Here is a 12,847-nt window from a genome sequence, read left to right on the forward strand (position 1 = left end):
CGACGAAAGCGCCGCCCGCTCCGCAGTCACCGAGGTGATCTCTACAGAGTGAGCACCACCGCGACAGCGTGTCCCTCAAGGCCTCGCCCCTCACCGACCGGGCGGGGCCTTCGCACGTCCCCCAACCCCCTCGTCAACGACGCACTCATGGACACGACGAACGTCGCGCAACAAGCGTGAAGCGGCGCCAGAGCTCGGGACTGATGGCGTTGAACAGGACGGAACCGTCGTAGTCGTAGCAGTCGGGGCACAGCGGTTCGCCGAGCCGGGGATCGTCAGCGCTGTGTCGATCGGTGCAGGACATCGCCTGTCCGTGCGGGCACGTTTCGGCGTTGCGGCGGGCGTGGCAGGGCAGGACCTTGCCGTTCTTCTCCCGACGTACATGGACGGCCCCGAAGGATGGAGCGGTGAGGGTGACGAACAGGCACGGGTGTGCGCTGACCGTCTCGGGCACGCCCTTGCCGCCGACGAGGCCGGCGCGCACGAGTTGATAGGTGTCGGCCCGGTAGACCTCGGCGCAGGCCGGGCAGCGGGAGGCGCGGCGAGTCTTGCACGAGACGCGCAGGACGCCGTTGGGTTCGGTGGTGGTGCTGTAGCGGTGCAGGAGTTGGCCGGTGGCCTGGTCGTAGTGTTCGACCTTGCCGCGCAGGTGGATGGGCTGGCGACAGCCGCCGGTGCGCTTGATCTGGCAGGCCCAGCGGTTGTAGTCGGGGTCATGGAGTCGGGAGATCATCCCGGCTATGGCGTGTGGGTGGTGCAAGATGGGATCCGTCCTATCCGGATGTGATCTGCGGTGGGATGGCCCCTCACCTGGCGCGGAACTTGGCGGTTGTGTGGCCAGGTGAGGGGGCCTCGGCTAAGCGCCGTGGTTGTCGATGCCGGTGCCGTGGCAGTCACGGCAGGTGTCGCCGTCGCCGTCGAGGCCCGTGCCGTTGCAGGTGCAGCAGCAGCCATGCGCGAGCGGGACGGCGGCAAGGATTTGGGACCAGCCGGTCCAGGGCTCTTCCGGTGCCATGGTCAGCGACTCTCGCGCGGGGTGACCGTGAGGTAGATGCGGTAGTGCCGCGGTCGGTTCCTGGCAGGGAAAGCCCGCGACATGGACGTGACCGTGAAGAACTGGCGTAGGTGGATCATGCCGAAAGTGAGTTCGGCGCGGTTGCCTTCGAGGTGGATACGCATGGTCATTTCTCCTAGGTGTTGTCGGTCTGGATGCAGTCGCGGTAGCTGTCCACGGCGGCGTGGCGGGCGCGGGCAGCGGCGAGGATGGCGGTGAACTCGTAGCGGACCGGTCCGAAGTCGATGCCGGTCATGTAGTGACCGTGAGGCAGGTGGTCGGGGTCGATCTCCGTACCGAGTAGGGCGGCGACCTTGTCGACTTCGGCGCGCATCTGGTGGTCGGGTCCGTGCTCGGGGAAGGCGCGGACAGCGACGGGTCCCATCGAGACCGGTACCTCGGGATTGGCTTTGAGGAAGCCGGCCAGGGCGATGAGTCCGGCGATGAGGGCGTCTCGCTCGTTGTGCATGGTGATGGCCTTCAGGTGGCTTCCGAGCTGGTCCGCAGGGTGCGGAGCAGGTCGGAGGCAAGTTGGTTGGACACGCCCAGGCGGGCGCGGAGAACGTCGCGGGTGATCGGCTTGCCGTGTCGGGCGTGATGTTCGTCGGCCACGCGACGGGCGTAGTCGACCAGCGCTGGGGACGGTCCTGGTTGTTCGTCCTGGCCGTCCTGGGCGGGGACGAGGGCGGGACGGTCGGATGATGGGACGGCAGCGGGTTCGTCGGGACGAGGACGGGACGGTGAGACGTCTGTCGGGGACGTCTCGGAGACGTCCGGGGACAAGTTGGGACGAGGGCCGGACGTCCGGCGTTCGAGCATCGAGATGGCAACGAGGAAGGCGGCTGCTGGGGTGGCGGCAGTGATCCAGCCCCAGATGGTTGGGTCGGCTTGTTGCAGGTTGGCGGCCAGGGACAAGACGATGCCGCCGGTCAGGACGAGGACGGGCCAGGAGATCAGGCCGCGCCGTCGGCGTCCGGTCTTCTTGTCGCGCTGGCGTTCACGGGCGGCCATGACGCAGGTCAGGTCGATGCAGACGGCGATCGCCCAGGCCATCCAGCCGGACTGTCCGTGTTCGCTAGCGGTCTCGCGGATGTGGGTGAAGGACCCTGCGCCTGCGATGAGAGCCAGGACGAGGACGGGGCCGGTGTCGAGCAGACAGCGGGCGAGGCGTCGCATCGGTTCAGGCCTTTCGCGGGTCCGGGATGGAGTCGAGGAACTCGGCGAGGTCGGCGTCGCTCATCTGCGAGGCGTGACCGGAGATGACGTCCGCCCAGGCCGGGGCTTGGTCGGCGTAAGTGGTGGCGGCGTGTTCCGCGGCTTGCTCGCTGACGTAGAAGGAGCGGGCGCGGTACCACTGGCCGTCCTGGGAGGCGACGATCGCGACGCCCGGTGTCTCGGCGGCGATCGCGCGTGCCGAGGCGAGAGCGGCGGGGTCGAGATCGCCGAGGGTCATGGTGGCGGTTTCCGGGTCGTTGACGCGGTGGCAGATCCGTCCGGAGCACTGGGCGCGCAGGGCGGTGACGCCGGGGCCGAGGTCGGAGCCGATCCGTTGACCGCAGCAGAACAGGTAGATGCCAAAGGCCCGGCCGAGCTGGGCGATCCGCAGGAGCGCCGTCGAGGTCTTGGCGATCTCGTCTTTCTCGCTCTTGTCAGCCATCAGGTACAGCTCGGCCAGCTCGTCGACCAGGACGACGACGGGCACGGGTCGCTGGTCGTCCGGCAGTTGCCAGATGTTGCGGGCACCTGCCTCGCGGCACACGGCCATGCGGCTGGTCATCAGGCCGACGAGGCCATCCAGGAGGGCGACGCACTCGGTCCGTGTGGTGCCCAGCGCCGACAGGCGAGGACTGTACGGGGTGAACTCCACGCCGCCCTTGAGATCGAAGCCGACCAGGGCGACCGGTTGTGGAGCCAGTCCCTGAACCAGGGCGTTGGCGAGGTTGGACTTGCCGGACTGAGTCGCTCCAGCGTTCAGCCAGTGTGGGACGGTCTTGAAGTCGATCATCCACGGGCCGCCGGTCTCCAGACGGCCCACGATGACCTTGAGCAGATCGGCCGATGAGGGCAGGGTCTCGACCCGGACGAGTGGATCGCGCACGGTGGCCGACAGGACGACCCGTCCGGGACGAGGGGACGAGACGCGGACCGCGTGCACGCCCCAGGAGTGGGCAAGCCGTTCGGCGGCGTCGGAGTAGTCGCCGGGGATCTGGCCCTCAAGGGTGTGCAGGGTGACGCGCCAGCCGTAGCGGGTGGGCTTGGGCAGCCACATGAACGGCTTGGTGTCCACGGCGATGCGCTGGAACTTGCGCCTGACGCGGACGACGCCGGTCGAGGACACCAGGCCGGGCACCGTGGTGAACCAGAAGCGCTGCCGCTTCTTGGTGAGGTTGCAGCCCAGGGCAACCTTGCGCCAGGTGGCTCGTACGCTGATCGCGGTCAGCGGGAAGGCGATCGCGAGCCAGAACGACGGGTAATGCCAGCGGCGCCAGGCCCAGAGCCCGGCCGCCGCAGCGGCCAGGACTCCGAGCATCAGGAGGGTTGTGTCAGACACGGAGCGGCTCCGCGTCAGCCGGTAGGAGCGCCGCGGCGCGGTAGGAGATGCCCCACCGGCCGGCGATCTCCCACACGTAGCCGACCAGGCCCGTGGGGTTGATTTGCTGACCGGCGCTGACCGGGGGCTCCCCCGAAGTGCCGATCTTGACGAGTTCGATCCGGCCGAACTCGTCCTCCACTGACACGGTGACTTCGTAGACGGTGTTGCCGTTCTTGTCGGTCTTGATCTCGCCGGTGTCCTTGTTGAGCAGGCGCGGCTTGGGCGCCTTCACGCAGGTGATCACGAGCTTGGAGGCGTCGACAGGGATAGGGATGGTGCGCATGAGAGCTGGTCTCCTTCGAAGTGGTTGTACTAGATACAAAGATACCTAGGTATCTAGCTCTGTAAACCGAGATAGCGAAGTTGAGTCGAGATTTCTTACAGGTTGCCCAGAGACCTAGGCATCTAGAACCGCTACTGTTAAGTCATGGCAGCCAATGACCGGCGCCGGCCGTACCTGAGGATTGCCGAGGACATCCGGCGCGACATCGCATCGGGCCGATACGCGGTCGGGGAGCGCCTCCCCGTGGCCCGCGAGCTGGCGGAACAGTACGGCGTTGCCATGATGACCATCGGCAACGCCCTGGCCGTACTCCGCGACGAAGGACTCATCGAGACCCGCCAGGGAACCGGCAGCTTCGTCAGTCGTACACCCGACGACGAAGCCGCCGCCCCCACCCCAGGCGAACACAGCGAAGAGTTCCGCATCATCTCCGATCAGCTAAGCGAGATCCGCCAGCAGATGCAGAGGCTAACGATCAGGTTGGACGAGCTGGACGCTCGGACTGGTCCTGATCAAGCCGAGAAGTGATCCCGATCGCGCGACGCTGGAGTTCGGCCAGGTCGGCCGTGATTTCTGCCAGCTCGCGTAGCAAGATCCGTCGTTCGATCTCACTGAGACCCACGAGTAGAACCCCATTCGTGTAGGCAGGACGCTGAGCGCCCCCGGGTTACCTGACGGGTGGGGAGCCAATACGCGGATAGGCCCACCGTTTCTTGTGATCAGAGCAGCCGCGACACGTGGGCTGCGAGGAAGACGATGCCCGGAGCACGGACGACCGCCGTCCGGAAGTGCAACGAACCGTCTAGCCGAGTCGAGACGACTCTTTGAACTTCGTCGCCGGAGACTCCTCAGCAGCTCCAGCGGCCCATGGCCGGCCCCTTTACATCGGCAAGCGCCCCGTGAACGCGGTACACCTACGCCGGTTCGATCTCACGTACGCCGTCGTCGACTGCCCGGACTCCTCACAGAAGGCGACGGTTCGTGCAAACGCCGCACCGGTGCCTTGCACCACATTCGGCTCCGCGCCCCCTGCGCCGGATCCATCCATCGGCAGCGCCGCCGACGCTACCGGCATCCCCTCAGCCGCCCCAGCCTGGGCGCGAGGGGGCATTACTCGGCGTCCTTAGGACCGCCCTTTTCCGCGTTGGTAAGCGTCGCAGGTCGCGCCGCACGCATCCCCGGCACCTTATACGAATACGCCATGCGCCCCTGCTGGTTGAGGTACGGCATTGCTGTCCGCCCCTCGAACGCCACTGGTGCGGACCGCAACGCCGCCGGAGGAGCAGAGATCTCCGGCTCAACCGGAGAGATAATCTTGACTGCGACCGACTCGACAGCCGCCTTGAGCAACGGGTCACCGTCCAGCACCGGGACGGACCACCTCAGCTCACCTGTGGCCTTGTCCCGCTGCGGAACCGGCCGCTCCCACATGCTCGCGTCGAAGTCGAGCATTGCGGGCACCTCCCCCACGACCCAGCAACCGTGCGGGAACACGACCGCGTGCGCGACGGGGATAGGACCTTGTAGGGCCAATCGCAACTCCCTGACTCGAACCTGTGGACTCGTAATGGTAACGACTCGAATACGCTCCGCGTTCCCTCAATTTCCCAGCTCAGAGCGCCTAACCAGGGTTACAGACGACCGATAATCGTTGCCGAAAATGTTCCAAGTTCGGGCAATGGCCGCGATCTTCCCTGCTGGCACGAGCCCGCGAAAGGCGCGTATCGCCACAATACGCCGATGCTCACGGCCGATAACGGATCGCTTGTGATCTACATCACACATGCGCGTTGGCTTGCCAACTCCACAGCCCGTCCCAGCGACCGCGCGATGCCATGCCGCAGAGAGAACAACGCTTTCCAAAACGCGTAGCCGGTGACACCGCGAAGGATGAACGCCCACACTGGCGGATGGGGTATCTCCAACAGGGTCACCGGGAGATGCATTTACCATTACGTCGTCCAGAAGAGGCACGCGAAACCGCAGGTCGGCCTCCGACCTGCGGGAACACGCTGTCACGCGGTAATTGCAAAACCTGACGCTACGTGTGCGGGATGTCAGTGCGGCGTGTCCTCACCTCGCTTCGCCATGCAGGATCTGCAGCCAGAGCGTCTCGGCGTCGCGGACCTTCACCCACGGGCTATCGAGGACGCCCGCAGGCCAGATGGACCGGTCATACCGCCGCACGAACCCCAGCCCACCAGCCGTGCACTGTTCGAAGATCAAGGACAGGCACTCGCAGGTGTGCGCCCGCACCCGGATACGATCCGCCCGCCGCTGGACAGGCGACCACTGGATCTCCGTCGCATCCGGAAGGGGCGACGCAGGGTGCGTGCCGTGATAGTCAGCGAAGCCAGCCACAGACTCACCGTCCTTCATGCCTCTCGAGTGCCCTTGCCTGGCCGGCGATACCGACGAAGGCATTGGGCGCCGGACTGGCGTTGGTGAGCGAGGAGCCAACTCCGGCCGCATTGCGCACTCTCGGGGGCGGCAAACCGGGGCGCTAATGCGAAGCCCCACCCGGAGGGGCCCCTGGAGCACTTCGCTCACCAACGCCATGCGTCCACGTTACCAAGCCTGTAAGTGCCTGTCTACTCCATGTAACTCCGTGAAACTGCATGATCCAGTGTGAAGGGCCATGAAACGACCTCCTAACCTCGTAGCGTGGCCCGATATGTCGCGCACACGCGCACCTGGGAGTTCGACGAGGACCGCTCGCGCTGGGAGCAGATCCTCGAAGTCCTCGTTGTGCGGATCGACTCTGGGGAGTGGGGCCCCAGGTTCAAGATCTCCGAGGTCAAGCTCATGGAAGAGTTCGGAGTCTCCCGCCCCACCATACGCAAGGCCATGCAACGCCTCAGAGCCGCAGACAAGATCTACACCGTCCCCAACCTGGGCAGCTTCGTCAATTCCGACAGCCAGGCCCGGAGCAGCAACGACACCAACGAGCCTGAAGACGAGCCCTTGGCGGAGTAGGCTCCTGGCACGTGAGCCAGCGGATCGACTTCCACAACGACCCGGACGCGCCTGCCGCTAACAGCCTCGTCCCCTCCGTGAACGTTGTGGTCACCAACGAGGCCGGCGAGGTGCTGCTGATCCGCCGCTCCGACAACGACAACTGGGCCCTGCCCGGCGGCGCCATCGACCTGGGCGAGTCCATTCCTCAGGCGGCCATCCGAGAGACCCTCGAAGAGACCGGGATCACCTGCGAGATCACGGGACTGGTCGGCACCTACAGCGACCCCCGCCACGTCATCCACTACACCAGCAACGACGAGGTCCGGCAGGAGTTCTCCCTCGTCCTCACGGCCCGGGCGGTCAGCGGCCGGCCGACTCCGAGCACGGAATCTCGGGAAGTCCGCTGGGTACCCCGGCACGAGTTCGACAACTACGGCATGCACCGCTCCATGCGACTGAGGATCAACCACTACCTCCGAGGGGGCAGCCCGCACATCGGCTGAACCAGCCACAGCCAATGGTGCGAAGCTTCGATCGCGACGAGAGCAGCAGCCCTGACGCAGATCAGGACGGCTCACTCGCACCCGGCTCCGCGTCGGCCAGCAGGGCAAGGGTGCGTTCGTCCAAATGAGCCCACCCTTGGTTTCCACCTACCCTTTCTGACGAAATGACCGAAGTGGAAGAACCCATCTCGGGTCTGCCCCAGCCAACCGACCCTGCGAGCGACAACGCCGCCGCCCAGGTGATCGAACAAACCCTGTTGAAAGTCTCAGGCCGCCCGGCCAATGCCGAGCAGAACGCCGTTCTCAACCGCGTCATCGACGCGTGGCGACGACGCCACGGCCAGGGCAGCCCCAAGCCCATCCTCACACTCGTCGCCGGTTACGCCGGATCGGGCAAGACCGAGTTCTCCCGGTTCCTCTCCGACGTCACTGGCTGGGCCTTCATCGACAAGGACTCCCTGACCCGCCCCCTGGTCGAGCGCCTGCTAATCTCCCTCGGCGGCGACCCCCACGACCGGCACACCGAGCTATACCTACGCGAGGTCCGGCCGCTGGAGTACCGCTGTCTAATGGAGACTGCTTTCGACAACCTCAACGCGGGGACGTCAGCCATCCTGTCGGCTCCGTTCATCGCCGAGCTGGCCGACCCCAACTGGGTGTCCCACCTGACCAATCGCTGCGCGGCCAGGGGCATCGACGTGGCGGTGGTGTGGGTGCGCTGCGACGCTGAGTCCATGCGCAAGCACATCGAGTTCCGCGGTGACGCCCGCGATGCCTGGAAGCTCCAGAATTGGGATGTGTATGTCAGCACCCTCAACACCGAGACCAGCCCACCCACCGCACACATCACCGTCGACAACCGGCTCGGTACCGCGATCAGTCTCGCCAACCAGACCCGCGAGACACTGAAACGGATCCTCACGAGACTGGAATCGTGCTGAGCAGGCGGCCTGCCAGCGGCAAGAGCGCACTCGTCACCGATGTCTTGGGACTGACGGGTCAAGCATGTCCCGGGACAGGACACACAGTGTGACGGCTGAACGGATGAGAACTTTCTCTCGTACGAGTGGGGTCCCTTCTTCACCTACCAGGACCGCTTCGACACGGCCTCGCTGGCCGACGAGATTGCGAGCGGGTAGCAGCAGCCGATCATCGTGAACGCGACACTCAAGGAGATGAACGGGCGGGCGGGGATCTCCTTGTCGAGGGCTACACCTACGCGGCGGCACTCTGCGGTTCGGTCCGCAGGCCGTTGAGCAGGAGTGTTACGGGCGGCGGGACGGCTCGAGTCCGCCTGGTCGCCGTACGTGCCGCCGGGGCCCACTGACGTCCATCACCGCCACGAACGAGGCCGAGTAGACCAGCACGACCCCCTACTGATGCCTTAGGTCAGAGCCGAGACGAGAACGTTCGCCAGCAGGGCGGCCTGGCTGCCGTCCTCGCCCAGGTCTGGGTCCAGGACCGTCACCTCCAGCCCGGCGGCGATCTCCGCAAGCTGGCCGATGAGCTCACTCGGCTGCCTGACGCGGAGCGTCACGAACCGAACGCGGCATCGACCACCCCAGCGCCCCGTATCCGCGTTTTCGCAGGTAATGCCACAGATTCATGATCCCGTGTGGCCATCCACCGTGGAACGTGTGTGGCGCGCCGATGAGGAAATGTCCGTCGAGTGGAGGGTGAGGGCCATCTCCGGCCTGCAGTCCGCGCCACGCCGCTCGGCGGTGGAGCTTGGGGCGGTGGCTTGCAGGATGACCTGCGCGACCAGCTGGGGTGCGTCGTTCATCGGGACATGGCCGCATCCAGGCAGCCACACCATCCGCGCCATGGGGATTATGGCTGCCGCACGTGCCGCCTGGCGCGTCGGCAGGACACGGTCGGCTGTGCCCCAGGCAAGCGTCACCGGGAGGTCGGGGATGTCCCCGACGAACAGGTCCCGTGCGCGCCCGGCGCGCATGGTGGCTTGGAAGGCGACCGCCTGGCGTAGTCCACGCAGCGACGCCACCACTGCCTCCGGCGTGGACAGGTCAGCGCGCATGTACAGGGTGCCGGTCAAGGCCGCATGCCCCAGGATCGTCTGCGAGAGCCATGCCGTGATCGGCTCCGGCAGGCGCGCGATCTGATGGGCCGCGTTCAGTACGGTAAAGGCGTACCACCGCTCGGTATGGCTCCAGAATCCGGCCGGGGCCACCGCGGTCACGCTGCGGGCGAGACCGGCCTGGCCCAGCCGCAACGCGATCAGCCCGCCCAGGGAATGCCCGACCACGTGCGGCCGCTCCAGCCCGAGCTCGGTGAACACCGCGCCCAGCCCTGCAACCACGGTGGGCAGGTCGTGGGGCAGACCGTCGGGCAGATCGGGGGACTCACCAAAGCCCGGCAGATCTACCGTGATCACCTCGCGCTCGACCGTCAGCAACGGCACCACCGCGTCCCACGCCTGCCGGTTCGACCCGATGCCGTGCAGCAAGACCACCGGCTCACCGGTTCCGCGCCGCTCATACGCCACGGTCATCGGGGCCAGACCCGGCGGGCGTACTTCCACCAAAGACCCCATAGCGGAGACAGCCGCAGGCGCAATGGTCCTGCCACTGCTGACCAGCGGCGTGGGCATCGCCAGCACCGCAGCCGACAGTCCGCCGGCCCAGTCGCAGACCTTCCCGACGGCCTGCGTCCCTGCCCGGAGCAGGCCGCCCCCAAGACGGGTGATGGGGGTGAAAGCAGATGTCACTGAGGACAACAACGGAACGTTCCACATCCTGGCGGGCGTTCGCCCATCCCTCCCTACTTCGGTCATGGGGACACCAAAGTCCGGCAACCTTAACTCCGCATAAACGGCAAACACGACTCATGTCAGGGCAGCGGACGAAATTTTTACCTTTGGATCGGGGGGTGATCGGGAAAATTTTGGGCTCGCCTCCGCTGGAGGCCCGCCCGTGTCACCGTCAGGCGCGGCGGCACAGGACCGCGGGTGACGTTTTGCATGCTGTTATGCAGCAGCCTGCACGTAGGGTGCCGCGGATTGGGTAGTGGCACTGCGCAGCGTCGGCTCGTGGTGCATGCATCGGCCGGCAGCGCAGCACACGACCACAAACGGGCCTCCACGGCCCCGATTCCTAGAGAGATTGCCGGGGAGCACGCATGACGCTCACCGATCAGATCAAGAAGATTACCGAGTCCAAGCCGTTTTACGCAGTCGCGGGCGCGGGAGGCTACACCGTTGACAACCTGCGCACGTTGCGTAATCGGCTGAGCAAGCAGCTTGGGACCCGCCGGGGCGAGGTCCGCGAGACTACCAAGGAACTGCCGGGCAAGGCACGCGAAACCGTTGCCAAGAGCCTGCCCGGGAGGGTCCGCGAGTACGCAGGCACCACCGCGACCAGGGCGAGCAGGCTCTACGATGATCTCGCCGTCCGCGGTCGCAAGATGGTCAGCAGCGTGAGCCACGAGGCCGCGCAGGAGCTTGAGGAAGTCTCCGAGACCGCCAAGCCGGAGCCCGTCGCGAAGGAGAACAAGCCACCGGCCAGAAAGGCCACACCACGCGCCAAGAAACCCACAAAGGCGTGAACCCAGGCCATTCGGCCCCGTACCCGATCCTCGGTGTGCGGGGCTTCTCCCCTTTGATCAGCACCCGTGCCACCCCGCGGGACGGTCAGTTCTGGACGCGCCGCGCCCGGCCCCAACGGGGGATCGTCGGAGCGTCAGGTCAGGCCCTGGTCCTGCATCATCTTCATCGGATCCTCATGGCTGAGCGCGAAGACCATCTTGGGACGGTCCTCCTTGAGGAAGAGGACGTAGGTCGCGTCGTGCACCAGCGCGACGACCTGCCCGTCCTGCTTCTTGATCGCCATCCGGCCGCGCGTCTTGACCATCGTGTAGTTCTCGTTCAGCGGCACCTCTTCGTACGGGTAGACGTTAACCGAGACGAACCCCATCGCCTCGAGGTACTCCTTGCGCTCGTTGATGCCGGCGAGGAATTCGTTCTTCTCCAGCGCGAGCACCTCGCCGTTCGGGTCGGCGCCGACCAGCGTGCCGCCGATGCAGTCGCCCAGCAGTTCGGGGTTGAAGGCGTTGTTCGCCGGTTATACCGCTCGAAGAAGGCGCCGATGTGGTCACTCACTGTCGCCATGCCGTACCCTCCACATCGCGACAGCGGCCGCCGGCCGCCTGCCGCACTCGATGAGATTTATCTTAGTTGCTAAGATGTTTGGCACCTTAGGGACCGCTTGGACGGGATGTCAAGGCATGCCTGCGAACCGCGATGACCTGCTGCGTGCGCTCGAGGCGGAAGGCCGCCGGAGCGCCACGGAGGGTGTCCACTTCATGCAGGCGGTCGCCGAGCGGAGCGGCATGAACCTGACCGACCTGCAGTGCCTCAACGTCCTGGCGACGACCGGCCCGATCACCGCCGGGCAGCTGGCGCAGGAGATGCGGCTGACGACGGGAGCGATCACCGGCCTCGTCAACCGGCTCGAAAGGGCGGGCTACGTCCGGCGCGACAAGGACCCCAAGGACGGCCGGCGCGCCGTCATCAGCCTCGTCACCGAGGCCATGGAACGTGACGGCGCCAATCTCCTCGGCCCGAAGGACCAGGTCATGGGGACGCTCTTCGATGGCTACGACGACCGCGAGCTGGCCGTCATCCTCGACTTCCTGCGCCGGACGAACGCGATGCGAGAGGCCGAGACGGCGCGGATCCGCGCCGAGATCAGCGCGGAGATCGGCGCGAAAAGCAACGCCGGCCCCTGAGGCCCCACTCAGGTCAGGGCGCGCCTGCCCGAGTGGACTCGTCCTTCAAGCATGTGGTGGGACAAGACACAGTGCAGGGCACAGGTGTGCAGGGCACAGGACAGTGCAGGGCACAGGGGCGGATGAGAACTTTCTCTACGGTTTCAAGGCAGTCCGCCTGCGGCGGCCTGCGCGCGTAGGGCGGTCGCTGGCCGCGCTGCGGCTCTCCGGCCGGTCGCGGCCACCACCGCCCACGCGCCAATCGTCAGGGGCAAGAGCCATAGTCGAGCGAAGCGAATCATCAAGTATGGTCAGATGGCAGCACTTCCCCACAACCGGTGACGGCCAGAGCAGCCTCCGGCGGGGATCTCCGGCCCCGAGGTGATCATCTCTTATGGGCTGAGCTCACGGGGTGGCTGAGGTGGAAGCCTGATCACCCCGCACACCATCGACCCAGGCAAGCCCAGCAAACCGACTCCTCCGTATCAAGCCTGGCTGTGACCGCAGGGCAACAGGCGACCGAGGAACGACCACCGGCTAAGGTACACGCGAAGCCGAGCTTGACACTCCGTCGCCGGCCCTCAACGGCTCCGCAAGTGGGTCGACGGTGTCAACGGCCAAGTGCGTGTCGCCGCTGGTGGCCATGTAGAAGTCCCCGCCTCTTCGTAGTTGACTACTTCTTGATCAGGCGTGCTGGTGTCCTGGTTCGTGCCTGTTTCATCCGGAAGGACTCG

The 12,847-nt window shown here is 66.1% G+C and carries 18 protein-coding genes; 6 read left to right on the top strand and 12 right to left on the bottom strand.

Going from position 1 to position 12,847, the window contains the following annotated elements; all coding sequences use genetic code 11:
• Window positions 1–145 precede the first annotated feature (145 nt).
• From ACFLIM_RS49425 to ACFLIM_RS49455, 7 genes are all read right to left on the bottom strand, one after another.
• Window positions 146–733, bottom strand: a complete 588-nt coding sequence (locus ACFLIM_RS49425) for a replication initiator (RefSeq protein ID WP_393177745.1) — start codon at window positions 731–733, stop codon at window positions 146–148.
• Window positions 734–856: 123 nt separating this feature from the next.
• A complete protein-coding gene (locus ACFLIM_RS49430; protein WP_393177747.1) occupies window positions 857–1,015 on the bottom strand; it encodes a hypothetical protein in 159 nt (52 codons plus the stop codon).
• A 2-nt stretch (window positions 1,016–1,017) separates the two neighbouring features.
• The gene (locus tag ACFLIM_RS49435) at window positions 1,018–1,185 is read right to left on the bottom strand and encodes a hypothetical protein (protein ID WP_393177749.1); all 168 of its coding nucleotides are present in this window, start codon (window positions 1,183–1,185) and stop codon (window positions 1,018–1,020) included.
• Window positions 1,186–1,190: 5 nt separating this feature from the next.
• On the bottom strand, window positions 1,191–1,523 hold the full coding sequence (locus tag ACFLIM_RS49440) for a hypothetical protein (protein WP_393177751.1): 333 nt from the start codon (window positions 1,521–1,523) through the stop codon (window positions 1,191–1,193).
• 11 nt (window positions 1,524–1,534) lie between these two features.
• Window positions 1,535–2,230 (bottom strand): DUF2637 domain-containing protein, encoded by a 696-nt coding sequence (locus ACFLIM_RS49445; RefSeq protein ID WP_393177753.1) that lies wholly within the window; start codon window positions 2,228–2,230, stop codon window positions 1,535–1,537.
• 4 nt (window positions 2,231–2,234) lie between these two features.
• Entirely contained in the window at window positions 2,235–3,605 is a 1,371-nt protein-coding gene (locus ACFLIM_RS49450) for an FtsK/SpoIIIE domain-containing protein (protein WP_393177755.1), read from the bottom strand.
• The gene (locus tag ACFLIM_RS49455; RefSeq protein ID WP_393177757.1) at window positions 3,598–3,930 is read right to left on the bottom strand and encodes an SCO3933 family regulatory protein; all 333 of its coding nucleotides are present in this window, start codon (window positions 3,928–3,930) and stop codon (window positions 3,598–3,600) included. Before ACFLIM_RS49455 ends, ACFLIM_RS49450 begins: the two co-directional genes overlap by 8 nt.
• Before the next feature lie 144 nt (window positions 3,931–4,074).
• Between ACFLIM_RS49455 and ACFLIM_RS49460 the strand changes: the two genes are divergently transcribed.
• Window positions 4,075–4,458, top strand: a complete 384-nt coding sequence (locus ACFLIM_RS49460; protein ID WP_393177759.1) for a GntR family transcriptional regulator — start codon at window positions 4,075–4,077, stop codon at window positions 4,456–4,458.
• 582 nt (window positions 4,459–5,040) lie between these two features.
• On the opposite strand, the gene ACFLIM_RS49465 is transcribed toward ACFLIM_RS49460, so the two are convergent.
• Window positions 5,041–5,382, bottom strand: a complete 342-nt coding sequence (locus tag ACFLIM_RS49465; protein ID WP_393177761.1) for a plasmid replication, integration and excision activator — start codon at window positions 5,380–5,382, stop codon at window positions 5,041–5,043.
• A 621-nt stretch (window positions 5,383–6,003) separates the two neighbouring features.
• Window positions 6,004–6,309: a hypothetical protein gene (locus ACFLIM_RS49470; protein WP_393177763.1), complete on the bottom strand. Its 306-nt coding sequence runs from the start codon at window positions 6,307–6,309 to the stop codon at window positions 6,004–6,006.
• Window positions 6,310–6,594: 285 nt separating this feature from the next.
• On the opposite strand from ACFLIM_RS49470, the gene ACFLIM_RS49475 reads away from it, so the two are divergent.
• The 3 genes from ACFLIM_RS49475 to ACFLIM_RS49485 all read left to right on the top strand — a co-directional run bounded on the left by ACFLIM_RS49475 (window position 6,595) and on the right by ACFLIM_RS49485 (window position 8,332).
• Window positions 6,595–6,906: a winged helix-turn-helix domain-containing protein gene (locus tag ACFLIM_RS49475; protein ID WP_393177765.1), complete on the top strand. Its 312-nt coding sequence runs from the start codon at window positions 6,595–6,597 to the stop codon at window positions 6,904–6,906.
• Between the two features lie 11 nt (window positions 6,907–6,917).
• On the top strand, window positions 6,918–7,391 hold the full coding sequence (locus ACFLIM_RS49480; protein WP_393177767.1) for an NUDIX domain-containing protein: 474 nt from the start codon (window positions 6,918–6,920) through the stop codon (window positions 7,389–7,391).
• 164 nt (window positions 7,392–7,555) lie between these two features.
• Window positions 7,556–8,332 carry an AAA family ATPase gene (locus ACFLIM_RS49485; RefSeq protein ID WP_393177769.1) on the top strand — a complete coding sequence of 259 codons (777 nt, stop codon included), beginning with the start codon at window positions 7,556–7,558 and terminating at the stop codon, window positions 8,330–8,332.
• Between the two features lie 443 nt (window positions 8,333–8,775).
• On the opposite strand, the gene ACFLIM_RS49490 is transcribed toward ACFLIM_RS49485, so the two are convergent.
• Both ACFLIM_RS49490 and ACFLIM_RS49495 read right to left on the bottom strand, forming a co-directional pair.
• Window positions 8,776–8,928, bottom strand: a complete 153-nt coding sequence (locus tag ACFLIM_RS49490; RefSeq protein WP_393177771.1) for a hypothetical protein — start codon at window positions 8,926–8,928, stop codon at window positions 8,776–8,778.
• Window positions 8,929–8,994: 66 nt separating this feature from the next.
• Window positions 8,995–9,900, bottom strand: coding sequence for an alpha/beta fold hydrolase (locus tag ACFLIM_RS49495; RefSeq protein ID WP_393177773.1), 906 nt, complete (start codon window positions 9,898–9,900; stop codon window positions 8,995–8,997).
• A 626-nt stretch (window positions 9,901–10,526) separates the two neighbouring features.
• Between ACFLIM_RS49495 and ACFLIM_RS49500 the strand changes: the two genes are divergently transcribed.
• On the top strand, window positions 10,527–10,952 hold the full coding sequence (locus ACFLIM_RS49500) for a hypothetical protein (protein WP_393177775.1): 426 nt from the start codon (window positions 10,527–10,529) through the stop codon (window positions 10,950–10,952).
• A 134-nt stretch (window positions 10,953–11,086) separates the two neighbouring features.
• Here the strand turns inward: ACFLIM_RS49500 and ACFLIM_RS49505 are convergent, their stop codons facing one another.
• A complete protein-coding gene (locus ACFLIM_RS49505) occupies window positions 11,087–11,386 on the bottom strand; it encodes a hypothetical protein (protein WP_393177777.1) in 300 nt (99 codons plus the stop codon).
• Window positions 11,387–11,630: 244 nt separating this feature from the next.
• Between ACFLIM_RS49505 and ACFLIM_RS49510 the strand changes: the two genes are divergently transcribed.
• Window positions 11,631–12,134 (top strand): MarR family winged helix-turn-helix transcriptional regulator, encoded by a 504-nt coding sequence (locus ACFLIM_RS49510; RefSeq protein ID WP_393177778.1) that lies wholly within the window; start codon window positions 11,631–11,633, stop codon window positions 12,132–12,134.
• The last annotated feature ends 713 nt before the right edge of the window (window positions 12,135–12,847 follow it).

The sequence above is a fragment of the Nonomuraea marmarensis genome (genome assembly GCF_043197025.1).
Classification (GTDB): domain Bacteria; phylum Actinomycetota; class Actinomycetes; order Streptosporangiales; family Streptosporangiaceae; genus Nonomuraea; species Nonomuraea marmarensis.

What these genes read in the sequence shown, in the direction of transcription:
- ACFLIM_RS49445 (WP_393177753.1), bottom strand. Translation starts at nt 2,230, where the DNA reads ATGCGACGCCTCGCCCGCTGTCTGCTCGACACCGGCCCCGTCCTCGTC.
- ACFLIM_RS49460 (WP_393177759.1), top strand. Translation starts at nt 4,075, where the DNA reads ATGGCAGCCAATGACCGGCGCCGGCCGTACCTGAGGATTGCCGAGGAC.
- ACFLIM_RS49440 (WP_393177751.1), bottom strand. Translation starts at nt 1,523, where the DNA reads ATGCACAACGAGCGAGACGCCCTCATCGCCGGACTCATCGCCCTGGCC.
- ACFLIM_RS49455 (WP_393177757.1), bottom strand. Translation starts at nt 3,930, where the DNA reads ATGCGCACCATCCCTATCCCTGTCGACGCCTCCAAGCTCGTGATCACC.
- ACFLIM_RS49430 (WP_393177747.1), bottom strand. Translation starts at nt 1,015, where the DNA reads ATGGCACCGGAAGAGCCCTGGACCGGCTGGTCCCAAATCCTTGCCGCC.
- ACFLIM_RS49470 (WP_393177763.1), bottom strand. Translation starts at nt 6,309, where the DNA reads ATGAAGGACGGTGAGTCTGTGGCTGGCTTCGCTGACTATCACGGCACG.
- ACFLIM_RS49510 (WP_393177778.1), top strand. Translation starts at nt 11,631, where the DNA reads ATGCCTGCGAACCGCGATGACCTGCTGCGTGCGCTCGAGGCGGAAGGC.
- ACFLIM_RS49425 (WP_393177745.1), bottom strand. Translation starts at nt 733, where the DNA reads ATGATCTCCCGACTCCATGACCCCGACTACAACCGCTGGGCCTGCCAG.
- ACFLIM_RS49435 (WP_393177749.1), bottom strand. Translation starts at nt 1,185, where the DNA reads ATGACCATGCGTATCCACCTCGAAGGCAACCGCGCCGAACTCACTTTC.
- ACFLIM_RS49465 (WP_393177761.1), bottom strand. Translation starts at nt 5,382, where the DNA reads ATGCTCGACTTCGACGCGAGCATGTGGGAGCGGCCGGTTCCGCAGCGG.
- ACFLIM_RS49485 (WP_393177769.1), top strand. Translation starts at nt 7,556, where the DNA reads ATGACCGAAGTGGAAGAACCCATCTCGGGTCTGCCCCAGCCAACCGAC.
- ACFLIM_RS49500 (WP_393177775.1), top strand. Translation starts at nt 10,527, where the DNA reads ATGACGCTCACCGATCAGATCAAGAAGATTACCGAGTCCAAGCCGTTT.
- ACFLIM_RS49495 (WP_393177773.1), bottom strand. Translation starts at nt 9,900, where the DNA reads ATGACCGTGGCGTATGAGCGGCGCGGAACCGGTGAGCCGGTGGTCTTG.